The sequence below is a fragment of the Gemmatimonadales bacterium genome (assembly GCA_030697825.1).
GTDB lineage: Bacteria > Gemmatimonadota > Gemmatimonadetes > Gemmatimonadales > JACORV01 > JACORV01.
This window is the reverse complement of the sequence record JAUYOW010000049.1, coordinates 32,157-57,527: the sequence shown is the minus strand read 5'-3', so window position 1 is coordinate 57,527 and position 25,371 is coordinate 32,157. Positions and strand designations below refer to the sequence as shown.

Here is a 25,371-nt window from a genome sequence, read left to right as displayed (position 1 = left end):
GGTCGCTAACGCTCGTCCCGGCGCCGGCGCGACAACTCGTCGTTGAGGCCCTGGAGCGCGCGGCCCAGCTCGCGCACCTCCTCCCGCTGGCCCGCGAGCAGCTCGCCGATGAATCCGAAGCCGAAGAGGGCGATCCCCGAGATGACGAGGACCTCGATGAGGTTGAGGAGCGGGCGGAAGCCGATGCCGAACCCGAACCGGAGCACCAGCGCGGCGACTCCCACGAGGAAGCCGAGCAGGAAGAGGAGCGTTCCCGACACGCCGAAGAACAGCATCGGCTTGCGGCCGAAACGGAGTTGGAACCAGACCGACAGCAGGTCCATCGCGCCGATCGGGATCCGGCCCAGGCCGAACTTGCTGTTGCCGGCGCGGCGCTGGTGGAGCGTCACCGGCCGCTCGGCCAGGCGGTATCCCTGGGCGCTCGCGATCACCGCGAAGAAGCGATGCCAGTCGGGGCGGACCGGCACGGCGTTCATTATCTCGCGGCGATACGCCTTGACCGAGTTCAGGTCGGTGACGTTCACGCCGAACAGGGCGCGGCAGAGCCGGTTGTAGATCCCGGAGACGAACGCCTTCTCGTACTGGCCCTGTTTCGCGCCGGTGACGAGGTCCGCCTCACCGGCGAGGATCGGCGCCACGAGCGCGGGGATCTCCGCCGGCAGGAACTGGAGGTCGGCGGGATAGAACACGAAAACACCCCCGCGGGCCGCGTTCCCGGCGGTGCGCAGCGCCTCCGTGATGCCGAGCCGGGTGCGGTGCCGCTCGTAGCGAAGGAAAGGGTGGTGCGCCGCGAGGTCCTGGAGCACCTGCGCGGTGGCGTCCGAGCTCCCGTCGTCCACCACGACGACCTCGGCCGTGAACGGCGCGTCCTTGAAGGCAGCGGCCGCCTGGCGGACGAACTCGGGCAGGTTCTCGGCCTCGTCCTTGGCCGGGACCAGGACGCTCACGTCCACCGGGCCCTTGCCGTCGGCGAGGCTCATATGCGCTTTCGCATGCGCGCCGAGAGGATGCCGAGCTGGTCGCGGTACTTGGCGACGGTGCGGCGCGCAATCCTTACGCCGCGCTCGCGCAGCTTCTGCACGATCTGCTGGTCCGTGAGCGGCTCCAGGGCGTCCTCCTCGTCCACCAGCTTCTGGGTCTGGGCCTTGATGGCGCGGGCACTCGCGTCCTCGCCGGTCGTCGTGGAGAGGGCGCTGGAGAAGAAGAACTTGAGCGGCAGTACGCCGCGCGGGGTCTGGACGAACTTCTCGTTGGTCACGCGGCTGACCGTGCTCTCGTGCATGTTGATGACCTCGGCCACCTCGCGGAGCGTGAGGGGCCTCAGGTGCTCGATCCCCTTCTCGAGGAAGTCGTGCTGCCGGTCCACGATGAAGTTCATCACCTTGAGCATGGTCTGCCGGCGCTGCTCGATGGCCTGGATCATCCACTGTGCGCTGTTGAGCCGCTGGGTGATGAACTCCCGGTTCTCTCCCACGAACTTCTTCTTGTCCCGCGCGACCTCCCGGTAGGCCCGGGAGAGCCTGAGGCGCGGCAGGTTGGTGTCGTTGAGGTAGACTCGGTAGGCGCCATCTATCTTCTCGACGACGAGGTCGGGGATGATGTAGTCGCCCCCCGAGGCGCTGTACCGCAGCCCCGGCTTCGGGTCGAGCTTGGCGATCTCGTCGGCCGCGTCCTGGACCTGCCCCGCGTCCAGGCCGAGACGCTTGGCGAGGTCGCTCCAGCGGTGAGCGATCAGGTCGTCGTACGCCTCGCTGAGCAGGCGGTACGGCAAGGTGTCGGTCTGGCGCTTCTCGCGCAGCTGGAGCATCAGGCATTCGCGCAGGTCCCGGGCGCCCACGCCGGGCGGGTCCAGGGCGAGGATCGTCCCGAGCAGCGCTTCAGCTTCCTCGATCGTGTAGGGCTCGGGGCGCACCGCGTCGGGGCGCTCGCCGGCGTACTCCTCCAGCATCTCGTTCGCGCACCGCACCACGTCCTCGAGCGTCGTGGTCAGGTACCCGTCGTCGGCGATGTTCCCGATGAACTCTTCGGCGAGGAGGCGCTGGCGGTCGGAGAGCTCCAGCATCTGCACCTGCTCGCGCAGGTGGTCTGAGAGGTCTGAGGACTGCACGGTGACGGGCTCGCGGTACTCGCGTGTCTCGGTATCCTCTCGCCAGCCGCCGTCGTCGAAGCCGTCGAGCAGGATGTCTTCCCAGTTGGTGGCCGTGCTGTCGCCGGTCTTGACGAGCTCCCGTTGTTCCGCGGCGGTCGCGGTCGGCGTCTCTTCCTCCTCTTCCGGCTCCAGCAACTCGAGGAACGGATTGATCAGCAGCTCCTGCTTGAGGTGCTGCTGGAGGTCGAGCAACGGCATGTAGAGGAGATCCATCGCCTGGTAGAGGCGTGGATTGATCCTCAGGTCCTGCCTGAGGACGGCGTGCTGGCCGAGTCCGGCTCTGATGTTCATGCCGCGGGCGAGAGCCGGGCCCTGAGGCGCGCGGTCAGGGTCGGGCCGAGGTACAGCTCGGCGACGCGGTCGTTGAAGACCAGCTCGCGGACCGTGCCGGCCACCTGCACGCGGCCCTCGAACATGATGTACGCGCGGTCGACGATGTCGAGCGTCTGCTCGACGTTGTGGTCGGTGATGAGGACGCCGATCCCCTTGTGCCTGAGACCGGCCACGATGGTCTGGATGTCGTGTACGGCGATGGGGTCCACGCCCGAGAACGGTTCGTCGAGCAGCATGAACTTGGGGTGCGTGACCAGGGCGCGAGTGATCTCGAGCCGGCGGCGTTCTCCGCCGGAGAGCGAGTACGCCCTGCTGCGTCTCAGGTGCCGGATGGACAGCTCGTCGAGCAGCCTCTCGAGGCGGCGAAGGCGTTCCCCGTGGTCGATGGGGAGGGTCTCGAGGATCGCCATGAGGTTCTCCTCGACGGTCAGCTTCCGGAAGACCGACGGTTCCTGCGCGAGGTACCCGATGCCGCGGCGGGCGCGCTGGTACATCGGCAGGGCGCTGATCTCCTCGCCGTCGAGGAGGATCCGCCCTTCCTGCGGCTTCACGAGCCCGACGAGCATGTAGAAGGTGGTGGTCTTCCCCGCCCCGTTCGGGCCCAGGAGTCCCACGATCTCGCCCTGTGAGAGGCGGACATCCACGCCGTCGACGACGCGGCGGCCGCCGTACGTCTTGGTGAGCCCCGTCCCCTCCAGCCGGCTCGCGGATTCCGGCGCCACCGCCTCGCGTCGGGCCGCGCGCTCACCGGTGGAGTGCGTGATCATGCCCAGCGAGGCGGCATCGAGTAGAGCCTGGCGCGTTTCGGAGGAGACGCCCAGCAGCTCCCACACCGCCGGCCGGAACTGCGCGGTGGTCTCGTCGGTCCAGCCGCGAAGCGGCTCTTCGAGGATCCCCTCGGTAGCGAGCCGGGGCAGCACCGACGTCGCGAGGTGCCGGCGGACCTCGTCCACTGAGAGCGTCCCGGGGTCCGGCCGACCCGCCTCGCCCGCGGCGACGCGGAGCGCGGCGAGGTAGTCCTCCCGGTACGCGACCGCGACCTGGCCGAACCGGGTGGCGCCCGCCGCGTCCACGCACTTGAGGAGCGCGGCCACCGCGAGACACACCGACGGGTCGCGCGTCTGCAACTGGGCGATCAACTGGTCGGCGGTCATGGTCTGGTCGGCCGTCCCGTGGGGGCGCGCGGCGACGGCGGGCGCGGTACGGCCGCGGTATCAGGCCGGGTGGTGTCGGAGGGCGCGGCGGCGCGCGGGATCGGCTCGAGGTAGAGCCCGTCCACCTGCCCGACCACGTCCACCGTGCGCACCCTCTTCGCGCGCATCGCGATGTCGATCCGGCGGCCGCGCGAGTAGTTGATCCCGCGCTCGCCTCCCGGGTCCCGGTCGTTGCTGGTGTGGTAGTACGCCCGCGCCGATCCGAACGCGGTCAAGTGCTCCAGCTCCGAATCGCGGCGCACCGCGGAATCGCGCACCGCGAAGTCGGCGCGCAGGGTGTCGCCGGCGAGCCAGTCGCTCTCCTGTACCGTCGAGTCGGTCTTGGAGGTCGCCTGCCCGCGGCCGTAGGCCCAGACGAGACGCACGACCTGCTCGGGCATGTGGATGTCGAGGGAATCGGCGACGATCGTGTTGAGCCCGGACGTCGCGGTGGCGCGGCCCGGCCGCCCCCAGGCCTGCGCGCGCTGGACCACGCCGCTGTCCACCGCGACGTCGAGCGTGTCGCCGCGAAGCACCCAGTCGGGGCCCTGCGCGTTCGCATCCCCCTGGGAGACCACCCGGCGAACCTCGTGCTCCTGCGTGAGGTCGAAGTCGATCCGGCGGCCCGTCATGGCATGGCGTCCGCCGACGGAATCGCGCAGCTCCGGATCGCCCAGCAGGAATCCCGCGTTGCCGCCCAGATCGAGCGACGCCGAATCGCCCCGCGCCGCGAGGCCCGTCCGGTCGATGGTGACGCGCCCCCCGCCCCACATCCGCTCGTTCCCGCGCATTCGGACCCGGTCGGCGACGATGACGAAGGGCTTGGCGCTGTCGCCGGACGCGGAGTCCCGCTGCGCGTAGAAGTGGATGGTCGGTCGCCCGGTCGCGACCAGCTCCACGGTGTCTCGGATCGGCGGCACGGCACGGTAGTAGTCCAGGTTGGGTCCGCGCAGGTCCGAGTTCGATTTGAGGTTGCGGGTGTAGACGTTTCCCTGAGCCACGAGCCTTTCCTGCCGCACCCAGTAGGTCAGCCGGTCGGCGTCGAGGAACCCGGTGCTGTCGCTGAAGTGGACCCGACGCAGCAGACGCAGCTCGCCGCGGTCGGCGAACCAGGCGAACGAGTCCGCGCTCATCGTGGTGGACTGGTCGCGGCAGTGGGCGAGCACCCCGCCCCCCGCGAAGACGTGGAACTGGCCCGTGGGTTGCTTCACGAAGTTCGCCAAGTGGCCGACGGAATCGATGTCCACCACGCAGGGCTGGGCCTGCTGCTGCGCCAAGGCGACCGCGGGAACAGCTGCCAGCGCGAGCACCGCGAACCAGCATGGGGTGCGCATCTCACTGGCCCGGCAGCGTGAAGCGGCCCGCCGTGCCGCGCGGGCGTTGGGTGATGATGTTCGAGAACGACGGATCCGACACGAACCCGTCGCCCACGATGTGGCGGTCAGCCGCGTCGTACACGAAGTGCTGGTCGGTGCTCACCTCGTTCTTCGTCTGGTCGTAGCGCAGCACTTCGCTGGTGAGCCGCGCCCCGTTGGTCATCACGACCACGCAGTTCCCGCGCGCCTCCATCTGGCCGCTGCGCAGGTTGTAGAGCCCGCCCCGCGCCGTCAGCACCGATGTCTGGACCCCGTTCACAGTGAAGAAAGTGACCCTGATCGTCTTGAGGTCCACCCGGCCGCTGTTCTCGTAGATGAACGCCGAGTCGGCCTCGAGCTTGGCCTGCCGCACGCCCTCCGAGGTCAGGTACTGGGTGAGACCGATCATGAGCTGGTCGGCGGAGTCGGCGGCCTGCTCGACCTGGGCGACGATGTCGCGGCCTCGGCCGGAGCAAGCGGGCACAGCCGCACAGGCGCACAGGCGCACGGCAAGCCAAAGCGCCGCCCACCGGTGCGGCGGTGCGGCGGTACGCCTGTGCGGCGGTGCGCCCGTGCGCCCGTGCCCGCTATTCACGCTGCCCCCGCCCGCATCAAGTCGTGCAAGTGCACGATCCCCTGTAGCACGCCATCCCCGTCCACCACCGGCATCGCCATGATCCCGTGCTGCTCCATCCGGAAGACCACCGCGCCGCCCAGCTCGCCCGCCTTGGCCACCTTTGGAGTTCGCGTCATCACCCCGCGGACCGGGACGTCGAGGAAGCTCGACTCCTTCTCCATGAGCCGGGTGAGGTCGCCCGCGGTCACCACGCCGATCACCTTGCGCTGCCCGTCCACGACCGCGACGGTCCCCCGCCGTTCGGCGAGCAGGATCACACACTCCCGCATCGGCGCGTCGGGGCCGAGAGCCGGCACGTTCTCCCTGACCATCACGTCACTCACGAGGATGAGGAGCTTGCGGCCGAGCGCCCCGCCCGGATGCAGCCGGGCGAAGTCCTCGGCGCGGAAACCCTTGGCCTCGAAGAGGGCGACGGCGAGCGCGTCTCCCAGGGCGACGGCGACCGTGGTGCTGGTGGTAGGGGCGAGGTCGAAGGGGCAGGCCTCGGCGTCCACCGCTGCGTCGAGCGCGACGTCCGCGTGGCGCGCGAGCGTGGAATCGAGGTTCCCGATGAGCGCGACGACCGGCGTGCCCAGCCGCTTGAGGTGCGACACCAGCTCGAGCAGCTCCTCGGTCTCCCCGCTCTTGGAGAGGACGATCGCGGCGTCGCCGCGGCCCACGATCCCCAGGTCACCGTGAACGCTGTCCACCGGGTGAAGGAACGTCGCGGGTGTCCCCGTCGAAGTGAGCGTCGCCGCGATCTTCCGCGCGATGACGCCGGACTTCCCCACGCCCGAGACCACGACCCGGCCGGTGCACGCCTTGAGGAGCTCCACGGCGTCGCCGAAGCGGCCGTCGAGCCGTGACGCGAGCGCGGCCACGGCGCCCGCCTCCTGCTCGAGCACTTGGCGCCCGCGGCGCAGCGCAGCCTCGCGTCCGTCAGCGTGCGGTGACATCGCCCCGCTCCCTGAGGTACGCTCGCACCACTTCGTTCCATACGCCGCGCGCCTTGAGGAAGGTCTCGGCCAGCTCGCGGACCGCGCCGTGCCCGCCGCCGGCCGCGGTCGTGTAGCGCGCCGCCTCCTTCACCTCTTTGCACGCGTCGGCCACGGCCACCGGCAGCCCCACCTGACGGAGGATGGGCAGGTCGGGCAGGTCGTCGCCGATGAAGCACACCTCTTCCCAGCGCACCTGCCGCTTCTGGAGGATCGCCTCGAAGGCCGGCAGCTTGTGGCCCCCTGAGATCACGAACTCGTCCACGCCCATCTCCGAAGAGCGTATCCGCGCGGCCTCGCCGGCACGGGCGGTCACCACGGCGGTAAGCAACCCGGCCCGCGTCAGCAGCTTCACGCCCAGGCCGTCCTGGATGTCGAACCGCTTGAGCTCCACTGGCTGCCCGCCGGCAGCGCCGATGTAGAGCCCGCCGTCGGTCAGCGTGCCGTCCACGTCGAAACCGATCAGCTTGATGCGACCGGCGACCGCGAGCTCGATCATCCGTGGTTCCCTCTCGCCGCGCGCCACACGTCGAGCGCGGCGACGAGCAACTCGGGCAGCGCATCGAGGCGGATCATGTTGGGGCCGTCGGAGGGAGCGTGGTCAGGGTCGGGGTGCGTCTCGAGGAAGAATCCGTCGGCGCCGGCGGCCGCGGCGGCGAATAGCAGCGGCGGGATGAACTCGCGGAGCCCGCCGCTCGCGCCATCCGCGCCGCGCCCCGGCTGCTGGACGCTGTGCGTGGCATCGAAGATCACAGGGGCGCTACACGCGTCGCGGAGCCGCGCGAAGTTCCGCATGTCCACGACCAGGTCGCCGTAGCCGAAGAAGCTCCCGCGCTCGGTCACGGCGACGCTCGGCGCGCCGCCGCTCCGGATCTTCTCGACCGCGCCCGACATCCCCTCGGCGGACATCCACTGGCCTTTCTTCACGTTCACCGGTTTCCCCGCGCGGCCCGCCGCCACGAGCAGATCGGTCTGGCGGCAGAGGAAGGCCGGGATCTGGAGCACGTCCGCGACCTCGGCGGCAGTGGGCACTTGGGAGGCGTCGTGCACGTCCGTCAGCACCGGCAGTCCGCTCTGCGTGCGTACCCGCTCGAGCGCCCTCAGTCCCTCGTCCATGCCGGGCCCCCGGGTGGCGCCGAGGCGGGAGCGGTTCGCCTTGTCGAAGGAGGCCTTGTAGATGATCGGCAGCGCAAGGCGGCGCCCCAGCTCCGCGAGGCGCTCGGCGACCGCGAGGTTCAAGCGGTCATCCTCCAGAACACACGGGCCCGCTATCAGGAACGGGCCCGGCCCGAACGGCGCTGGGTGCTCCACGCTATCGCGAGACCTCCGCCAGGGGAGTCGCCCGCTCGGCTGCGGTCTCGCCACGGCGCCGGCGCACGTCGAACGCCGCCGCGATGAAGCTCGCGAAGAGCGGATGCGGCCGGGTGGGCCGCGACTTCAGCTCGGGGTGGAACTGGCAGCCCACATACCACGGATGGTCAGGCAGCTCGATCATCTCGACCAGCGACCCGTCGGGCGAGAGTCCGGTGAGGCGCAGCCCGTGCTCGGCGAGCTGATCGCGATAGCCGTTGTCCACCTCGTAGCGGTGGCGGTGCCGCTCGCTCGTCTCCGACGCGCCGTAGATCTTGGCGACCCGCGAGCCGGAGCGAAGCTTGCACGCGTACGCGCCCAGGCGCATCGTGCCGCCCAGGTCCTCGACGTTGCGCTGGGAGGGCAGCAGCGAGACCACCGGATTTCCGCATTCGGCCTCGAACTCCGATGAGTTCGCGTCCCCGATGCCGCACACGTTCCGCGCGAACTCGATGATCTGCACCTGCATTCCAAGGCAGATCCCGAAGAACGGGAGCTTGTCCCGCCGCGCGGCCTGGGCCGCCTGCGTCATCCCTTCGATCCCCCGCACTCCGAACCCGCCGGGGATGAGGAGCGCGTCGTACGGAGCGAGGATCGCGGTCGCGGCATCGGGATCGGTGAAGCGGTCGCTCGAGACCCAGTCGATCGTCACGCCGACGTCGTTGGCGATGCCGCCGTGGATGAGCGCTTCCCTCACCGACTTATAGGCGTCTTGCAGTTCGGTGTACTTGCCCACGACCGCTACCCTCACGCGATCGGCGGGGTGCAGGATCTTCTCGACCATCTCGCGCCACTTGCGAAGATCCGGCTCCGGCGCGTCGAGGCGCAGCCGCTGGCAGACCTCGCGGTCGAGTCCCTGCTCGCTGAACCGCAGCGGGATGTCGTAGATCGTCTCGACGTCCGGGGACTCGATCACGCACCCGAAGTCCACGTTGCAGAAGAGGGCGATCTTGCGGCGCAGCTCCTCGGGGAGCGGGCGCTCGCACCGCGCGATGAGGATGTCGGGCTGGATCCCGATCTCCATCAGCTCGCGGACGGAGTGCTGGGTGGGCTTGGTCTTGAGCTCGGCGGTGGCGGCGATGAAGGGGACGAGGGTGAGGTGGATGAAGAGCGCGTTGTCACGGCCGACTTCCTGGCGGAACTGCCGGATCGCCTCGAGGAAGGGCAGCGACTCGATGTCGCCCACCGTGCCGCCGATCTCGGTGATGACCACGTCATGATCGGGCGCGAGGCGGCGGATGGCGCCCTTGATCTCGTCGGTGATGTGGGGGATGACCTGCACGGTGGAGCCGAGGTACTCGCCGCGGCGTTCCTTCGTAATGACGCTCTGGTAGATGCGTCCGGTGGTGATGTTGTTGGCCTGGGAGAGGGAGCGGTCGATGAAGCGTTCGTAGTGGCCGAGGTCGAGGTCGGTTTCAGCGCCGTCGTCGGTGACGTAGACCTCGCCGTGCTGGAACGGGGACATCGTCCCCGGGTCCACGTTGATGTAGGGATCGAACTTCTGAATGGTGACGCGCAGGCCGCGCTCGGTGAGAAGGCGCCCCAGCGACGCGGCGGCGATGCCTTTCCCGAGGGAAGACACTACGCCGCCGGTCACGAACACGAACTTGGTCGAATGCTGCATCGTCACCTCGCGCTCAGCCGCTGAAGGTCGCTCCCCGGGAGGCCATCCAGGCCTCCGCCCGCTCCAGATCCTCCTCCGTGTCGATGCCCGGCATCGCGGGATCGCTCAAGAGCGCCACGCCGAAGGTGAGCCCGTTGGCGAGCGGTGTCAGCTGCTCGAGCTTCTCCGCGTCCTCAAGTGGCGAGCGCGGCAGCTCCATCCAGCGCGCCAGCGTCGCGGGGCGGTACGCGTACACGCCCAAGTGCTGCCAGTAGCGTCCCGGTGTCCCCGAACGGTTGAAGGGGATGGGGCTGCGCGAGAAATACAGCGCCCGGTTCCCCTCTCCCATCGCCACCTTCACGAGGCTCGGCCTTGCGACGGCCTCCTCGTCCACCGGCACGGCGGCCGTGCCGACATCGAAGCCCGCCACGACCTGCTCCACCGCGCCCCGGATCGCCGCGTGCGGCAGGAACGGCTCGTCCCCCTGCACGTTCACGACGATGTCGTAGGCCGCGTACTCGAGCCGCGCCGCGACCTCCGCCACCCGCGAGGTCCCCGACGGGTGATGCGCTCCCGTCATCACGACTTCGCACTTGCTCCCGTTCACCGCCTCGGCGACGGATGGGGAGTCGGTGGCAACTACCACCCGGTCCGAGACCCCGCTCGCGACGGCGTTCGCTACCACGTGCGCGACCAGCGGCTTGCCGGCGAGGAGTCGGATCGGCTTGTTCGGCAGCCGCTGGGCGCCGAGACGGGCCGGGATGACCACCAGTGCCCTAGGCCCCACAGCTAAAACTCGCGCGCGCAGGCAAGAATCACACCAGCAACCTAATGCTTCGGCGTAGGACTGTCAAAACTTGTTGTGGGAGGCCTACTTACGAGTTTGGCGGGAAAGGGAGTGAAAGGTGATGCCAAGCCGTTTCGGCCGCCAGTAGGGAGGGTGTAGGGTTTGGGGTTTAGGGTGTAGTGGCGCGCGAGGCGGAGATCGCCAGGAAGTTGGCGAGAATCGTTTTCCCGACGTCGGTCCCGATGGACTCGGGATGGAACTGCACCCCGTGGATGGGCGCCGCAACGTGCTGCGCCGCCATCAACTCCTCGCCCCAGCCCTCGTCGTCCGACCAGGCGGTGGGTTCGATCGATGACGGGAGATCCTCCACCACCAGCGAGTGATAGCGCATGGCGGTGAACGGGGATGGTAGCCCCGCGAGGACGCCCTTCCCCTCGTGCCGGATCTGCGAGGTCTTGCCGTGCATGAGCCGCCTGGCGCGCACTACTTTGCCACCGAACGCCTCGCCGATGGCCTGATGCCCCAGGCACACTCCCAGTAGCGGCACTCCCCGCTCGGCGGCCGCGCGCACCAGCGGTACCGAGATGCCGGCGTTCGCGGGCACGCCGGGGCCGGGCGAGATGACGATGCCGTCGGGATCGAGGGCGAAGACCTCGTCCACCGCCAGCACGTCGTTGCGGCGCACGACGGGGTCGGCACCCAGCTCGCCCAGGTACTGGACGAGGTTGAAGGTGAACGAGTCGTAGTTGTCGAGTACGAAGATCACGCCGAAAGCTACCGGCCCGCCGCCGTGAGCGTCACCCCGTAGCCCGCCAGGGACGCGCGCGCCGAGTCTGCGCGCGTCACGACATCGTTGACGGTGACGACGTAGTCGCCGAGGTTCCCGACGTCGGCGACGCCGACGCTGAAGACCGGCCCCGCCACCAGGTTGCCGACGACGATCACCCGCATCTCCCCGTCCGACGCGAGGCGGAAGTAGAGGCGGTAGGCGGAATTGACCGCCTGCACCGTGCTGACACCCGGGCCCGTGATCGTCACGGCCACGGCGCCGTCGTCGCTGCTCGGTGTCGCCAACGAGGCCGTGACGACGCCAGGGGTCGCGGCGGACGTCGAATCAGCGCACGCCGCGAGCACCGCCGACATGCTCAACGCCGCCCCGGCGAGCAGTCTGGAGACATAGCGTTTCATCGGGGACTCTCCGTTGCCCTGCGGGTGGACGCCGCCGCCGCGGTCGGGAGTTGGCCCTGCGCTCTCAGGTAGGCGCGGAAGTCGGCCAGGTCGTACCGGCCGTTCCGGTTCCCCTGCAGGTCCATGAACCGTTCGAGCGCCGGCGTGAAGAGGTTGGCGCCGAGGAGATGGTTCGCCGCGTCGGCGACCGTGACCTCCGGCCGCGCAACGTCGATCACGTAGCCGCCGAACCCGAACCGCGCGCCGGCGTCCACGCGCACGGACACCGCGAAGCTGCCGCTGTCCCGTGGAATGCCCGCGATGACGCCCGTCGCCGCGCTGAGCGTGAGGCCGGGTGGCAGCGCTCCGCGCGCGACGCTCCAGGCCGGCGTGCCCGGTGTGCTCTGGACGCGGAGCGTATCGGCGTAGTCCGCGCCAACCACGCCGTCCCTGAGCGCGGCGTTCGTCACCCGCAGGAGGTCCGCGCCCACCCGGAGGCCAGGGGCCCGCATGCCCGCGGGGTTCATCTCCACGATCCCGCCCGCGTACGGCGGCTGAAGGTTGAAGCCAACGTTCGCGGCGAAGAGGCGTGACGTCATGGCTCCGGCTGTGGTCCGGCCAAAGACCAGATCAATGGGGCCGCCGAGGTTCGACCTGGCGAACACGCCGCCCACTTGCTGATAGCCCGGCGTGAAAAGCTGCACCTCCCCCAAGTACCCGTTGGCGACATAGAGGTACCCGTCGCGGTCGAAGGCGAGCCCCTCGAGGTACGGGCCGGCCTGAATCACGACCTGAGGCGTGCGGCCCACCAGCTTGAGAACCTGATCGTAGCCGTTGCTGAAGTGCAGCTCGCCGGCCGGTGAGAAGGTCAGGTCGGACATGAAGCCGACGAAGATCGAGTCCTTCCGCGTCCCGACCGGATCGAACCGCAAGAGGCAGCCGCACCCGTTGTCGCCCACCCACACGTCACCGTCGGGACCGACGGCGATGGCGCCCGCGAAGATGAAGCCTCTCGCGAAGAACGTGGGCGGAGCGCTGGGGTTCCCGATCCGCATCACCACGCCGCCGCTGAAGTTGGTGTCGGTGCTGGCCACCAGCAGGTCCCCGAAGCCGTCAATGGCGATGTCGCTGGGACTGCGCCCGAGGCCGAAAAACACGTAGTCCGAGGTCGAGCCGGTGGGGCTCACGCGCACGATGCGAGCGACCGTGGGGTCGACGACGAACAGCTCCCCGGCCGCGGACGCGGCCATGCCCGCAGGCGATCCCAGGCCGGTCGCGAAGGAAGTCGTTGGGTCGCCGGGCCCGGGCGTCGCGACGCCGAAGATGAGTGTATATGTGTACGATGGTGAGCCGTCGCCTGCGTACGAGGCGATGCCGACGAAGTAGCGGCCGGTCGTAGCGACCGTGAACCGGATCCGGCTGTCGAGGCCGTCGAAGTCGTCGTTGAAGGCGAGCACGGTGACGCTGTCGGGCGCGATCAGGACGAGTATCGCGTCTAGCGGGGAGCCGAGCGCCTGGGCGTCCACGTCCAGGTTGAGCCGGGTGCCGCCGGTGACGTTGAGCGCGAAGTAGTCAACGTCGCCGGCCGGGTCCACGACTCCGGTCAGCGTGTCGCCCAGGGTTACAGGATCCGCGGTGGCAAGGCTGTCGTTGGGCTCGCTCTCCGTCACCGTCGCGCGGGCCGCACGTAGACGGAGGGCCGTGGGAGGCGGGAACGCCTGCTGGAGCCGGCGGGCGCCATACGACTGGCGGGCTCCAACGGCCGGTTTGGGACGCGAGGGCCACGACTGCGCCTGGGCGCCCTCCGGGACGGAGAGCAGAATCGCCAGGAAGACGCCTACCGAGTGCGACCAGATCCTTCGGTTGGGAGCCACCACGCCTCCTCGGCTGAGTCGGACGAAGCCACACTACTAGCGGCCCGTCAAGGAGCCGTCAAGGAGCCTCAGCGAGTGACGGCGAGGTCGGCGCTCGCCGCGAAGTCTCGACCGATCGCCACGAACCGGCCGGCGAGACGGTAGGTGCCGGCTAGGGCCGGCGCCCGAAACCGTTGCGGGTACGTGAGCCGCCCGCCCGGCTCGATCGTCTCCTCGCCGATGGCCTGGCCGAACATCATGTCCGCCCCCCAACGCCAGACCTCGTTGCCGGCTTGGTCGGTGATCGCGAAGTCGTAGCGCTGGGTAGTCGAGAAGCGGAGCAATACGGGCGCCGCCGTGCGGTTGGTAACGACGAGCGTCGCGACGACGGTCTCGCCGGCGGAATATGCCATCTTGTCCACCGAGAGCGTGACGATCAGCGACTGCCCGTCCAACCTCGCTAGCTCCGCGCCGGGGGCCGGCGCAATGGTCCCGCAGCTCGCGACCAACGCCGCGAGGAGGGTTCCCGCCGCAACCCGGAACATGTCACCGAGTCCGGAGGCCGCGATACAAAGCGAGCCTAACGGCTAGAAACCGACGCGCGCGAAGCCTCCGATGAAATACCGTCGATCGCCACGCGCGAGCGCCGCGACGGTTCGACTAGCTGCCGCCGAGCCTCTGGAGCGCCTCACGGGCGCGCGTGACTCCTGGTTGGACCTCGGCGTCGCCGCCGCTCCACATGCCGACGACCCGCCGGTACGCGCGCACCGCGACCTCGTTCTGTCCCCGGGCCGCGGCCACGTCGCCCATGAGGAGCCAGGTGCGGCCCCAGAGCATTGAACTGAAGATGATGCCCTGCGTCCAGAGCTGTCCGGTCAAAGGCTGGTAGACCCACCGCCGCTCGAATTCCACGAGCCGTTCGAGCGCGACGGCCGAGTCGCCGAGCATGAGGTGCGACTCGGCGGAGAGGAGAAGCGAGCCGTTCTCCGGCGTTTCGATGGGAGTGGCGAGCACGGTGGAATCGAACTTCGCGAGCTCCAGGCGGGCGCGCCCGGGATTCCCGGAAGTCATGAACGCGGCCAGCCTGAGGCGTGGATCCCGCTCGGTGGTGTCGAGCGCGAGCGTCCCCGCCGGATGCATCGTCATTCCCCAGATGTACAGCGGGCCGAGGACAGCGCTCGGGCGCACCCGACCGCCTCCCTGGCTGGTGATCAACGTCGCGAACGACTGCTCGATCGCGATCAGGCTGTCCGGCGTCACGCCGAGCGCGATTCGGCCCGTCGCCCAGAAGTAGCGCTGGACCACAGGCAAGGGGCTGAGGGTCCTGGTCCGCGCGTCGAACCGCGATAGGCGTCCGATGGTCGCGGCGATCACCCCGCCCATCACGCCTGCGCTTTGCACGCTGTCGGTCGCCGCGAAGACCGAGTCGATGACCCCGACCGCTTCCGCCAGCTGGTCCAGTTTGAGAAGGACCTCTACCTGGTCGGTGGCGAGTTGAGTGCGCTCGATGGGCGAGCGGGGCTCCAGGCCTCCGGCTCGGAGCTCGCGCGCGGCGGCCTGGAGGTTGCCGGTGCGCAGGAGGGCGCGACCGTACGCGGCGCGGGCTCGCGGCTCGGGCCGGCCGGCACCCGCGTCCACCCACGCGCGCGCGATCTCCACGGCTTGAAGGTAGTTGGCGCGGCGGGCGTTGGTCCGCGACGCCTCGGCCAGCTGCCGCGCTATCTCCTCGCTGCCGGTCGCCCGCGGGACCGGCGCCGTGACCAGTGTATCACCACCGCGGAGCACTACCGCCACGTAGGGAACGGTGCAGTCCTGTCCCGCGGACTCCGGCCGGCACCCGCCGCGCTGATCCGACTGAAGGATGTCCGGGATGTGGGCGAAAGCGAGGTGATAGGTCGGATCCAACTCCAGGGCCTTCCGGAAGGCGCGCAGTGCGTTGTTCCAGCTGCCGCGGAAAACCAGGCGCGTCGTGTCGCCGCCGAGGGCGATCACCTCGGGGTCGTGGTAGCTGCACTCGCCGAAGTTGTACCACGCCTCCACGTCGGAGGAGTCGGCGCGGACCAGCGACCCGTAGGCGCCGCACGCGTCGCCCCATCGGTTGCGCGACTGCGCCAGCTGTCCCGTGATGAGCGTGCGCTCCCGCGGCGGCAGCGAAGCACCAAGCCGGGACGCCGCTTCCGCGTGGCTGAGCCGTTGCGGGGCGTTGGGGCTTTCCCACCCGTAGACGATGCTCAGCTTGTAGTGGGCGAGCGCGAAGGTCGAATCGAGGCGCAGCGCGCCATCGAAGTGGACGTGTGCGGAGTCGAGGTTCCAGCGGTTGAGCGCGGCCACGCCCGCGACGTACTCCTGGTACGCGCCGAGCGAAGTGGTCCCGATGGCCGAGAGCGTCGCACCGGCAGCCGCCTCGACGTTGAGGATGCCGCGCGCGAGTCTGGTGAAGAGACCCATGAGCGAGTCGGGGTTGGCGGTCTCCTCGCGGACGGACCTGACCCGCTGGCCGGTGCGAACATCGAACACCTTGGCAACGATCTGGGTGCGGCTCCCCAACTTGAGGAGGTCGCCCATTACGAGCTTCCCCGCCCCGGCCCGCCGCGCCACGGCGAGGCCGGACTGAAGGCCGAGCGTCTGCTGGGTGCGGGTCTCCGGCAGATCGCGCATGAGGTCGGCGACGCGCTCGTCGTCTATGACGCGGATGTCGCGCCATTTCGAGAGGTCGAGGTACAGCAGGTTCACGCTGGCGTCGCGCAGCCAGTCGATGTCAGCTGCGCGGGCGACGTTCTCGAAGGGGAGAACGATCCAGGTACGCTCGTCGAGCGCCGGGTTGGCGCGTCGGACGGGCGTAACGGCCGAGGTGATGCCGCGGCAGGGGGGCGGCGAGCCGTCGGGGCACTGCGCGTAGGCCGCCGCAGCGGGTGCGGCGGCGAGAAGAACGCCTAGCAAACTGGAGCGCATGAACAATGACGGCCGCATCGGGACTCCAGGGGGGTGCCGACAACCAAGTTACGCTGCGGGGTCTCGGGAGTAAACTCGACGCCTGGCGGCGGGCTCCGGGGCCCCGGGTGCGGGAGAATGTCACTTCAGTGACAGCAGCCGAGCCGCGGCTTTAGCCGCGAGTGCGCAGGGTTGCTAGCCGCGAGCGCGGGTGCCCTGCCTCAGCGGCATCATGCACCGGAACCCCGTCGCCCCCAGGGCCGGCCGGTCGACCCGGAACGGGATGTACCCGCGCTGGGTCGGGTTGGCGAGCGCGTCAGGGGTGCTGAAGGCCCCGCCCCGGATCACGTACGAGTCGGCGCCCTCCGGCGGCGCCTGGCCACCCGGATAGGGCAGCATCCTCGACGACGTCCACTCCCACACGTTGCCGATGAGGTCGTGAACGCCGGATGCGCTCGCCCCGCGCGGGAAGCTTCCCACCCGCGCCGCGCTCTGCCTGCCGCTCGAGGCGGTATTGGCGGCCACCGGATCCCACCCGTTGCCCCAGGGATAGGCGAGCGCCTGCGGACCGCGGGCTGACGCCTCCCACTCCTCTTCGGTCGGCAGTCGTCCGCCGTCGTGGCGCCAGGCGCAGTACTGTGCCGCCTCGGCCCACAGCACGCCCGTCACCGGGATGAGGCTGTCCGGCTCCGCCGTCCACGGCAGCGGCGCGCGCGTCGCATTGGCAAACGCCTTGAACTCCCTGACCGCCACCTCGTGTGCATCGATGGCGAACGAGTCGAGCTGAACCGGATGGGCGGGCCGCGAAGGGATGGGGCCGTCGTCACGCCCGATGGTGTACTGCCCGGCCGGGATCACAACCATCCCCGGGTCCACCCGCGCCGCGTGCTCGGCCGCGTTTCCGGCCCGCGAGCGAGCGTCCCACCACCACACCGTGACCGCGCCGGCGACGACCAGGGCCGCGATGGTGAAGCCAAAGGACATCGTCCACCGCCGGCGCTGGCGCCGCATCCGCAGCACGATCTCGGCCGTGGGGTGCCCCCCCGAGGCCGGCGTCGCGCCGCCTAACGCGCGCACCACTTCGCCCGCCGACTGGAATCGGTCCTCCGGCGCCGTCGCCATGCACCCGCTGATCACGTCGAGCAGCGGTCGAGGGATGTCCGGCCGCGACTTGTCGAGCCTGGGCGGGTCGCCCTCCAGGCGCTTCATCATCACGGCGGTGGGCGTAGGGCCGGTGAACGGCGGGATCCCCGCGAGCATCTCGTAGCCCATCACACCTAACGCGTAGATGTCGGCGCGATGGTCGCTGGCCGTGCCGGTCACCTGCTCGGGACTCAGGTACTGCGGCGTGCCCACCACCATCCCCGAGGCGGTGAGCGACGCGCCTTCGGCCGTGCGCGCGATGCCGAAATCGGTGACCAGCGCCCGCCCCGACTCCCCTTCGATGAGCACGTTGTGCGGCTTGATGTCCCGATGGATCACGCCGCGCTTGTGCGCGTGCTCGAGCGCGCTGGCGATCTCGCGGAGCAGCCGCGCCACGTCCTCAGGCGGCAGCCGCTTCTCCTTCTCGATCCGGCCGGCCAGGGTGTCGCCCTCCACGCACTCCATCGCGAGGTAGAGGAGGTCTTCCTTCTGGCCGATGAAGTGGAGCGGGACGATGTGCGGGTGGTGGAGCTGCGCGACCGTCTCGGCTTCACGCCGGAACCGCTCCAGCACCGTCTTCGAGGCGATGAGGTCCGGGGAGAGCACCTTCACGGCCAGTTTGCGCTTGAGGCTGAGGTCGCGGACCAGGAACACCACCGCGAAGCCGCCGGCGCCCAACACCCCCTCGACCTGGTAGTTCTCGCCGAGCGCTTCCTGGAGGCGCTGACCGAGCAGGTCCTCCATGTTCATCGGCCGGGGCGGGACCCCTATGTCGGGGGGCGTGAGCGCACCCGTGGCCACATGCCGGGCGGTGGTCCCTACCGCACGGGCGCACGAGGGGCAGGTGCTCGCCCCAGCGGGGATCGGGGTGCCGCAGTCAGGACAGTTCAAGCGCGGGGATGATAGGTCTTATGGACGCTACGAAGGTAGTCTCGGTCCACGTGCGTGTAAACCTGTGTGGTGCTTAGGTCTGCGTGGCCCAGCATCTCCTGGACGGCCCTGAGGTCCGCCCCGCCCTCGAGGAGATGCGTGGCAAAAGTGTGGCGCAGGGTATGAGGCGTTACCCGCTTGCTGATGCCCGCCACCCGGGCGCATCGCTTGATTATCCCCCACACCCCAACCCTCGACATCGGCCCGCCGCGGGCGTTCAGGAACAGGATCCCCTGCCCCTTCCCGCGCTCGATCCTGGGGCGTACTTCGCGAGCGTACAGCGCCACGGCCCCCAGAGCCCGCCTTCCTACCGGCACGATGCGCTCCTTGTTCCCCTTCCCGAACAGGCGGACCAGCCCATCATCGAACAGCACGTCCCGCAGCGCGACGCGAGTCAGCTCCGTGACGCGGGCGCCCGTGGCGTAGGCGAACTCGAGGATCGCCCGGTCGCGCCGGGCCAGCGGGTCGTCGGCGCTGGGAGCGGCGAGCAGACGCTCCATCTCCGTGATTGAGAGCACGGCCGGCAGCGTGCGCCAGCGCTTGGGACTCGCCAGCCGGTCGCTCGGGTCGCGGATGACGTGCCCTTCACCAGCCAGGAACTTGAAGTACGTGCGCGTGGCCGAGATGTGGCGGCGGATGCTGGAGGCCTCGAGCCCCAGGTCCTTCAAGTGAAAGATGAAGTCCCTGAGCAGCGTGGAGGTAACGCCCGAGGGCGCTCGGACTCGGCGGGTCGCGAGGAAGTCCGTCAGGTGCGCCAAGTCCCGCCGGTAGGCCGCCAGCGTGTTGGGTGACGAGCCGCGCTCGAGCGAAAGGTAGTCCGCGAACTGCTCGAGCAGGAAGGCGCGCGGGTCGGGGCCGGGGCCGGTCTCAGTCGCCATCCACGGTCCTTCGCCGCCGGGCACGCCAGACCAGCCAGCCCACGACCAACGTGACGGCGATCGCGACGAGCCCTAAGCCGATGCCGATGTGGCCGAGCCACGCCCGCACCGACTCCCAATTCTGTCCCACCCGGTGGGCACCCCAGACGAGCACCGCGTAGTAGATGGCGGTGGCGAGGATCACGGGCGGAAGCGCCTTCGAGGCCGGCAGCCCGATCATGCCCGCGAACGGCGGCACCACGGCACGATACCCGGGGAGGAAGCGTGAAACGAAGATCCCCCAGAGGTGGTGCCTCTGATACTCTCGCTCCAGCGCCGCCTTCGACCGCGCCGAGAGCAGGCGCTGCCCGGTGCGGGACTCGAGGAAGCTCTTCCCCACGGTGCGCGCGACCGCGTACATCCCGATCGCGGTCGTGACGTTCGCCACCACGGTCACGATGTAGACGGCGGTGACCGAGACCGGCGCGTCGTCCCGCGCGGCGAGAAAAGCCCCCAATGCCACCGCCAGGTCGGCGGGCACGGGGGGCACGATGTTCTCCAGGGCGGCGAGCAGGGCCAGCGCGCCATAGATCCCCTGCGGCGGCAGCCCGGCGAGCCAGGTCAGCACTCCGTCGATCAGCCGGTCCCCGCCGGGCACACGGTCGCCACGGCGATGGCCCCGATGCCTTCGCTGCGACCGACCCATCCCATGCCCTCGTTGGTCTTCGCCTTGATGCTGACCATCTCCATCGGCACGCCGAGGGCTCGGGCGGTGGCGGCACGCATCGCACCGATGTGCGGGGCGAGCTTGGGGCGTTCGGTGATGACGGTAACGTCCACCTGGTTGACGGCGAGCCCGCCGCCCGCCAAAGCATCCACGGCGCCCTTCACGAATCGCAGCGAGTCCGCGCCCTTCCACTGCGGGTCGTCGTCCGGGAAGTAGCTCCCGATATCGCCGAGGGCCGCGGCGCCGAGGAGCGCGTCCACGATGGCGTGCAGGACGACGTCGCCGTCGGAGTGGCCCACGAGGCCGTGGGTGTGCGGGACCGTGACGCCGCCCAGGCGCAGTGGACGTCCCGCGGCGAAGCGGTGCGAGTCGTAGCCGATTCCGCTGCGTATGCTCACGACTTGAGTATCCTGATGGCGAGATAAGCTGCGTTCTTCGCATTGTCGATCCCGACGGTAGCGACGGGCACGCCGCTCGGCGTCTGGACCATCGAGTAGAGCGCGTCGGTGCCATGCAGCGCCCCGACGTCGAACGGGACTCCGATGACGGGAAGGTCGGTCTGCGCGGCAACGGCGCCAGGGAGCGCGGCCGCGAGCCCCGCGCCGCAGATCACGACGCGGTATCCCTTGCTCCTAGCCTCGCGCGCCGTCTGCGCCGTGCGCTCCGGCTCGCGATGGGAGGAGCAGACCATGAAATCGTAGCCAACGCCGGCCTGGTCGAGGATCGGGAACAGCGGCTCGATGCGCGGCCGGTCGGACTCCGACCCAATCAGGACGAGCACCGCCTTGCCGTCGGCCGTCACGCTGCCTCGCGGATGATCGAGTAGTCCTGGCGGCGGCGCTGGGGCGTGAAGCCCGCGCCCCGGATCAGGTATTCCATCTCCGGCGCGGTGGTGCGGAAGGTGGTCCCCGCCGCCGACACGACGTTCTCCTCCATCATGATGGAGCCGAAGTCGTTGGCCCCGAAACGCAGCGCTACCTGCCCGATCTTCAGCCCCATCGTCACCCAGGAGGACTGGAGGTTGGGGAAGTTGTCGAGCGCGATCCGCGCGATCGCCAGCGTGCGGAGGTACGTGACCGCGTCGGTCTTCGGCGTGTCCGCCATGTCGGTGTTCTCGGGCTGGAGCGGCCAGCAGATGAAGGCGGTGAAACCGCCCGTCTCCGCCTGCTGCTCCCGGAGACGCATCAGGTGCTCGATACGCTCCGCGTTGGTCTCGCCGATCCCGTACATCATCGTGGCCGAGGTCTTCATGCCGTGGCGGTGCGCCGTCTCCATCACGCCGAGCCACGCGTCGGTCTGCGCCTTCTTCTTCGCCACCAGCTGCCGCACCCGGTCCACCAGGATCTCGCCGCCGCCGCCGGGAATGGAGTCCAGGCCCGCCGCCTGGAGCCGCCCGACCACGTCGTCGATCGTCAGCCGGAACCGCTTGGCGAAGAACTCCACCTCGGAGGGCGAGAAGGCGTGGATGTGGATCGGGTGGTGGCGCTTGATGTAGCGCAGCAGGTCCTCGTACCACTCGAACGGGATGTAGGGGTTGTGCCCGCCCTGCATCAGGATCTGCACCGCGCCGATCGCCTTGGCGTCGTCTATCTTCTGCCCGATCTCCTCGAACGAGAGGACGTAGCCTTCGGCGTGCCTGGGGCGGCGGTAGAACGCGCAGAACTTGCAGTCGGCGACGCAGACGTTGGTGTAGTTGATGTTCCGGTCGATGATGTAGGTGACGACGTCGTCCGAATGGCGCTTCTTGCGCTCGGCATCCGCCAGTGCGCCCAGCTCGATGAGTGGGGCGCGCTCGTAAAGCTCCAGGAGTTCGGTGGCGTCAGACATGGCAACCGCCCTGAGCCGGGAGCCGGGAGCCGTACCCTTCGGTGCTCACGACAGGCCCTGTCACGCGGCACCCACAAAGGCCAGGGTGCCGTCCGGTACGAGGCCGCGCGCCGCCAGACGGCGCAGGAAGTCCGTGAGCCCCGCGAGGTGACGGTACGAGAGACCGTAGTCCAGCCCTGTCAGGTACTCGACGCAATCACCCAGGTCAACGTCGGTGACGCGGGCGGCCTGCTCGGCGAGGTCGCCGAGGTGGGCGAGTCCCCACCGCCGGCTGGCGACCAACGCCCGGTGCACGTCGTGCACGGCCTTGCGGTCCACGTCGCGGCGTGCCGCCCACACGGCGAAGACGAACGGGAGCCCGGTCCACCGCTGCCATTCCTCTCCCAAGTCCATCTGGTAGGGATAGGCTCGTTGCGCGCCCAACAGCAGCGCCGCGTCGCCGATGACGAGGACCGCGTCGTGAGGCGACGTCGCGAGTCGTCCGAGGTCACCGGCCTCGGTAGGCGCCGGCGTCGTCACCAACGTGACACCCCAGCGCTCGCGCGCCAGAAGGTCAAGCAAGAGCACCGAGGTGCGTGACGCCGAAGAGACCAGCACTCGCGCGCCGCCGAGCTCCGCCGGCGGCCGGCGGCTGAAGAGGATCACGCTGCGCACGGGGCCGTCGGAACTGATCGCGAGATCGGGCAGCAGCTCGAGCACGTCCGCGTGCTGCGCGTAGGCGACCGCGGAGATCACACTCACGTCAAGGCGCCCTTCGGCGAGCCGGTCGTTCAACTCAGCGGGCGTTCCGGTGACGAGCGTGCCCGGCGGCACGACGATGCCGCGGTCCATGGCGCCGTAGACCGGGTAGCAGTTCACGTAGCCGATCCGCCCGATCCGCATCAGTCGAACACCCTGACCGCCTGGTACAGCGAGTCGCGCTCGACCGGTACCTTCCCCGCCCCGCGGATCAGGCCCACCAGGTCGTCGTAGAGCATTTCCATGGGCGTCTGGGCGCCCGCTTCGTGGTAGACGCGTTCGTAGACGACAGTGCCCTCGACGTCGTCCGCGCCGAAGTTCAGCGCCACCTGCGAGACGAACGCCGTCACCATCGGCCAGTGGGTCTTCACGTGCGGGATGTTGTCCAGCACGAGGCGGCCCACCGCGACGTTCTTGAGATCGTCGACGCCTTGCGTATCGCGGCCCGTCCATCCCATCTGCTCGCCCAGCTCGTTGTTGTCCGGGTGGTAGGCCAGCGGGATGTAGGTGAGGAACCCGCCGGTCTCGTCCTGGAGGTTCCTCAGCATCAGAAGGTGCTCGGCCCGGTCGCGCGCCGTCTCCACGTGACCGTAGAGCATCGTGCAGTTGGATGGGATGCCGAGCTGGTGCGCCTCGCGGTGCACCGCGATCCATTCTTCGCCCTGAAGCTTGCGGTCGGCGATGGTGGCGCGCACCGCCGTGCTGAAGACCTCGGCACCGCCGCCGGGCATGGAAGTGAGCCCTGCGTCCTTGAGGGCGACGAGCACCTCCCGAACCGACCTGCGCTCGATCCGCGCCAGGTGCGCGATCTCGACCGCCGTGAGCGCCTTCACGTGAACGCCGGGGTGCGCCGTGCGCAGAGCCCGGATCATGTCCGTGTAGTACGACAGCCGCAGCTTGGGGTGCAGCCCGCCCACGATGTGGAACTCACGGGTCGGCGCCGACCTCGCCAGGGACGCCTCGGCCAGCACTTCGTCCATGGTCCGCGTGTACGAACCCTCCTCCTTCGGCAACCGCGCGAAGGAGCAGAAGACGCACGTGTTCCTGAGGACGCAGACGTTGGTGGGGTTGATGTGCTGGTTGGACGAGAAGAAGACCCGGTCGCCGTTCTTCGCGCGGTTGGCAGCGTCCGCCAGCGCGCCGATGCCCAGCAGGTCGTGGCTCTCGAAGAGCGCCACCGCGTCTTCGGCGGACAGCCTATCGCCCGACGCCACCCGGTTCGCGATGGGGCGGAGCGTGTCGTCGGTGATGCGGATGTCGCCGATCTCGCGGACTGCCGTCGCCATAGGATTCCCTCGGGCCGCTAGGCGGCGAAACGCTTCACGACGAGACTCACGTTGTGCCCGCCGAAGCCGAAGGAGTTGGACATCGCGACGTCGACCCGGCGCGCTACGGCCACGTTGGGCGCGCAGTCCAGGTCGCAGTCCGGGTCCGGGGTCCGGTGATTGATGGTGGGCGGGATCACACCGCGCTCGATAACCAGCGTGCAGATGGCGAACTCGAGCCCGCCGGCGGCGCCCAGCAGGTGCCCGGTCATGGACTTGGTGGAGCCGAAGACCAGCTTCCGGGCGCACTCCCCGAAGACCGCCTTGACCGCCTGCGTCTCGGCGAGGTCGCCATGCGGCGTGGACGTGCCGTGCGCGTTGATGTAGCCGATGTCGGCGGCGGCGACGCGGGCGTCCTTGAGCGCCGCGCGCATCGCCTGCTGCGCGCCGCGGCCTTCGGGCGCCGGCTGCGTCATGTGGTAGGCATCCGCGCTCATCCCATAACCATCCGCCTCGACAAGGATCCTCGCGCCCCGTTGCTCGGCGCTCTCGAGGCTCTCCAGCACCACTACCCCTGCCCCGGCGCCCATCACGAAGCCGTCGCGAGTCCGGTCGAAGGGCCGTGAAGCGCCCTGGGGGTCGTCGTTGCGCGTGGAGAGCGCCTTCATGTTGCCGAAGCCCGCCATGGCGAGCGGCGTGATGGCAGCCTCGGCGCCGCCCGCGATCATCATGTCGGCGTCACCGTCCTGGATGAGACGCAGCGCCTCTCCGATCGAGTGCGCGGACGAGGCGCAGGCGGACACCGTGCAGTAGTTGGGCCCGGTGACCCCGAAGCGCATCGCCACCAGGCCCGCCGCCATGTCGGAGATGAACATGGGAACGAAGAAGGGGGAGACGCGGTTCGGCCCCTTCTCGTGGAAGGCGCGGCACTGCTCCTCGAAGGTCCAGATGCCGCCGATCCCGCTGCCGATCACGACGCCGGTCATGGCCGGGTCGGGGAAGCCGCCGCCCAGGCCCGCGTGGTCCACAGCCTGCTGCGCCGCGGCCACCGCGTACTGCGCGAAGAGGTCCCAACGCTTGGCCTCCTTACGGTCGATGTACGCCAGAGCGTCGAAGTCCTTGACCTCGCAGCCGAACTGGACCTCGAACGGCGTGGGGTCGAAACGCTGGATGCGAGCCGCACCGGACTTCCCGGCCACCAGCGCGCTCCAACTCTCTTCGACGGTGTTCCCCAGGGGCGTCACCAGGCCGAGGCCGGTGACGACGACGCGTCGTCTCACTACTTCGCGCCCATCCGCGAATGCAAATAGGTGAGCGCGTCGCCGACGGTGCGGAGCTTCTCCGCCTCCTCGTCGGGGATGTCGAGATCGAACTCCTTCTCGAAGGCCATCACGAGCTCGACCGTGTCGAGACTGTCCGCGCCGAGGTCTTCCATGAAGCTCGCTTCGTTGCTGAGCTTCTCCTTCTCGACGCCGAGCTCCTCGGCGATGATGTCCTTGACCCGCGCCTCGAGTTCCGCCATGTCCGCCATGAGTGTTCCACCCCTCAATAG

Annotated in this window: 25 protein-coding genes; all 25 read right to left on the bottom strand. The window is 69.4% G+C overall.

Annotated features, from left to right (window positions below):
- Positions 1 to 5: 5 nt before the first annotated feature.
- On the bottom strand, positions 6 to 980 hold the full coding sequence (locus Q8Q85_02265; GenBank protein MDP3773071.1) for a glycosyltransferase family 2 protein: 975 nt from the start codon (positions 978 to 980) through the stop codon (positions 6 to 8).
- Positions 977 to 2,440, bottom strand: coding sequence for an RNA polymerase factor sigma-54 (gene rpoN / locus Q8Q85_02260; protein ID MDP3773070.1), 1,464 nt, complete (start codon positions 2,438 to 2,440; stop codon positions 977 to 979). The genes Q8Q85_02265 and rpoN overlap by 4 nt, the downstream gene beginning before the upstream one ends.
- Positions 2,437 to 3,180 (bottom strand): LPS export ABC transporter ATP-binding protein, encoded by a 744-nt coding sequence (gene lptB, locus Q8Q85_02255; GenBank protein ID MDP3773069.1) that lies wholly within the window; start codon positions 3,178 to 3,180, stop codon positions 2,437 to 2,439. The genes rpoN and lptB overlap by 4 nt, the downstream gene beginning before the upstream one ends.
- A gap of 452 nt (positions 3,181 to 3,632) precedes the next feature.
- Complete coding sequence (locus tag Q8Q85_02250; protein MDP3773068.1) at positions 3,633 to 5,009, bottom strand: hypothetical protein; 1,377 nt, start codon at positions 5,007 to 5,009, stop codon at positions 3,633 to 3,635.
- Between the two features lies 1 nt (position 5,010).
- Positions 5,011 to 5,514: an LPS export ABC transporter periplasmic protein LptC gene (gene lptC / locus Q8Q85_02245; GenBank protein MDP3773067.1), complete on the bottom strand. Its 504-nt coding sequence runs from the start codon at positions 5,512 to 5,514 to the stop codon at positions 5,011 to 5,013.
- Between the two features lie 107 nt (positions 5,515 to 5,621).
- Positions 5,622 to 6,602, bottom strand: a complete 981-nt coding sequence (locus Q8Q85_02240) for a KpsF/GutQ family sugar-phosphate isomerase (GenBank protein ID MDP3773066.1) — start codon at positions 6,600 to 6,602, stop codon at positions 5,622 to 5,624.
- Positions 6,586 to 7,140: an HAD hydrolase family protein gene (locus Q8Q85_02235; GenBank protein ID MDP3773065.1), complete on the bottom strand. Its 555-nt coding sequence runs from the start codon at positions 7,138 to 7,140 to the stop codon at positions 6,586 to 6,588. The genes Q8Q85_02240 and Q8Q85_02235 overlap by 17 nt, the downstream gene beginning before the upstream one ends.
- On the bottom strand, positions 7,137 to 7,952 hold the full coding sequence (kdsA, locus tag Q8Q85_02230) for a 3-deoxy-8-phosphooctulonate synthase (GenBank protein ID MDP3773064.1): 816 nt from the start codon (positions 7,950 to 7,952) through the stop codon (positions 7,137 to 7,139). The genes Q8Q85_02235 and kdsA overlap by 4 nt, the downstream gene beginning before the upstream one ends.
- A 1-nt stretch (position 7,953) precedes the next feature.
- Positions 7,954 to 9,615, bottom strand: a complete 1,662-nt coding sequence (locus Q8Q85_02225) for a CTP synthase (protein ID MDP3773063.1) — start codon at positions 9,613 to 9,615, stop codon at positions 7,954 to 7,956.
- A gap of 13 nt (positions 9,616 to 9,628) precedes the next feature.
- A complete protein-coding gene (kdsB, locus tag Q8Q85_02220) occupies positions 9,629 to 10,381 on the bottom strand; it encodes a 3-deoxy-manno-octulosonate cytidylyltransferase (protein ID MDP3773062.1) in 753 nt (250 codons plus the stop codon).
- A gap of 169 nt (positions 10,382 to 10,550) precedes the next feature.
- Positions 10,551 to 11,147, bottom strand: a complete 597-nt coding sequence (locus Q8Q85_02215; GenBank protein ID MDP3773061.1) for an aminodeoxychorismate/anthranilate synthase component II — start codon at positions 11,145 to 11,147, stop codon at positions 10,551 to 10,553.
- Between the two features lie 8 nt (positions 11,148 to 11,155).
- The gene (locus tag Q8Q85_02210) at positions 11,156 to 11,569 is read right to left on the bottom strand and encodes a hypothetical protein (protein ID MDP3773060.1); all 414 of its coding nucleotides are present in this window, start codon (positions 11,567 to 11,569) and stop codon (positions 11,156 to 11,158) included.
- Positions 11,566 to 13,422 (bottom strand): pre-peptidase C-terminal domain-containing protein, encoded by a 1,857-nt coding sequence (locus Q8Q85_02205; GenBank protein MDP3773059.1) that lies wholly within the window; start codon positions 13,420 to 13,422, stop codon positions 11,566 to 11,568. The genes Q8Q85_02210 and Q8Q85_02205 overlap by 4 nt, the downstream gene beginning before the upstream one ends.
- Before the next feature lie 68 nt (positions 13,423 to 13,490).
- Positions 13,491 to 13,946, bottom strand: a complete 456-nt coding sequence (locus Q8Q85_02200; GenBank protein MDP3773058.1) for a BsuPI-related putative proteinase inhibitor — start codon at positions 13,944 to 13,946, stop codon at positions 13,491 to 13,493.
- A gap of 115 nt (positions 13,947 to 14,061) precedes the next feature.
- On the bottom strand, positions 14,062 to 16,371 hold the full coding sequence (locus Q8Q85_02195) for a hypothetical protein (GenBank protein MDP3773057.1): 2,310 nt from the start codon (positions 16,369 to 16,371) through the stop codon (positions 14,062 to 14,064).
- Positions 16,372 to 16,527: 156 nt separating this feature from the next.
- Positions 16,528 to 18,366 (bottom strand): SUMF1/EgtB/PvdO family nonheme iron enzyme, encoded by a 1,839-nt coding sequence (locus Q8Q85_02190; GenBank protein MDP3773056.1) that lies wholly within the window; start codon positions 18,364 to 18,366, stop codon positions 16,528 to 16,530.
- Positions 18,363 to 19,283, bottom strand: coding sequence for a site-specific tyrosine recombinase XerD (gene xerD, locus Q8Q85_02185; protein MDP3773055.1), 921 nt, complete (start codon positions 19,281 to 19,283; stop codon positions 18,363 to 18,365). The genes Q8Q85_02190 and xerD overlap by 4 nt, the downstream gene beginning before the upstream one ends.
- Positions 19,273 to 19,920, bottom strand: a complete 648-nt coding sequence (locus Q8Q85_02180; GenBank protein ID MDP3773054.1) for a DedA family protein — start codon at positions 19,918 to 19,920, stop codon at positions 19,273 to 19,275. Before Q8Q85_02180 ends, xerD begins: the two co-directional genes overlap by 11 nt.
- A complete protein-coding gene (gene ispF, locus Q8Q85_02175) occupies positions 19,899 to 20,387 on the bottom strand; it encodes a 2-C-methyl-D-erythritol 2,4-cyclodiphosphate synthase (protein MDP3773053.1) in 489 nt (162 codons plus the stop codon). Before ispF ends, Q8Q85_02180 begins: the two co-directional genes overlap by 22 nt.
- Positions 20,384 to 20,791 (bottom strand): 5-(carboxyamino)imidazole ribonucleotide mutase, encoded by a 408-nt coding sequence (locus Q8Q85_02170; GenBank protein MDP3773052.1) that lies wholly within the window; start codon positions 20,789 to 20,791, stop codon positions 20,384 to 20,386. The genes ispF and Q8Q85_02170 overlap by 4 nt, the downstream gene beginning before the upstream one ends.
- Positions 20,788 to 21,816 (bottom strand): cyclic dehypoxanthinyl futalosine synthase, encoded by a 1,029-nt coding sequence (gene mqnC, locus Q8Q85_02165; GenBank protein ID MDP3773051.1) that lies wholly within the window; start codon positions 21,814 to 21,816, stop codon positions 20,788 to 20,790. The genes Q8Q85_02170 and mqnC overlap by 4 nt, the downstream gene beginning before the upstream one ends.
- A gap of 60 nt (positions 21,817 to 21,876) precedes the next feature.
- Positions 21,877 to 22,698, bottom strand: coding sequence for a menaquinone biosynthesis protein (locus Q8Q85_02160; GenBank protein MDP3773050.1), 822 nt, complete (start codon positions 22,696 to 22,698; stop codon positions 21,877 to 21,879).
- The gene (gene mqnE / locus Q8Q85_02155) at positions 22,698 to 23,840 is read right to left on the bottom strand and encodes an aminofutalosine synthase MqnE (protein ID MDP3773049.1); all 1,143 of its coding nucleotides are present in this window, start codon (positions 23,838 to 23,840) and stop codon (positions 22,698 to 22,700) included. The genes Q8Q85_02160 and mqnE overlap by 1 nt, the downstream gene beginning before the upstream one ends.
- Positions 23,841 to 23,857: 17 nt before the next feature.
- Positions 23,858 to 25,099 (bottom strand): beta-ketoacyl-ACP synthase II, encoded by a 1,242-nt coding sequence (gene fabF, locus Q8Q85_02150; GenBank protein MDP3773048.1) that lies wholly within the window; start codon positions 25,097 to 25,099, stop codon positions 23,858 to 23,860.
- Positions 25,099 to 25,341 carry an acyl carrier protein gene (acpP, locus tag Q8Q85_02145; GenBank protein MDP3773047.1) on the bottom strand — a complete coding sequence of 81 codons (243 nt, stop codon included), beginning with the start codon at positions 25,339 to 25,341 and terminating at the stop codon, positions 25,099 to 25,101. The genes fabF and acpP overlap by 1 nt, the downstream gene beginning before the upstream one ends.
- Between the last annotated feature and the right edge of the window lie 30 nt (positions 25,342 to 25,371).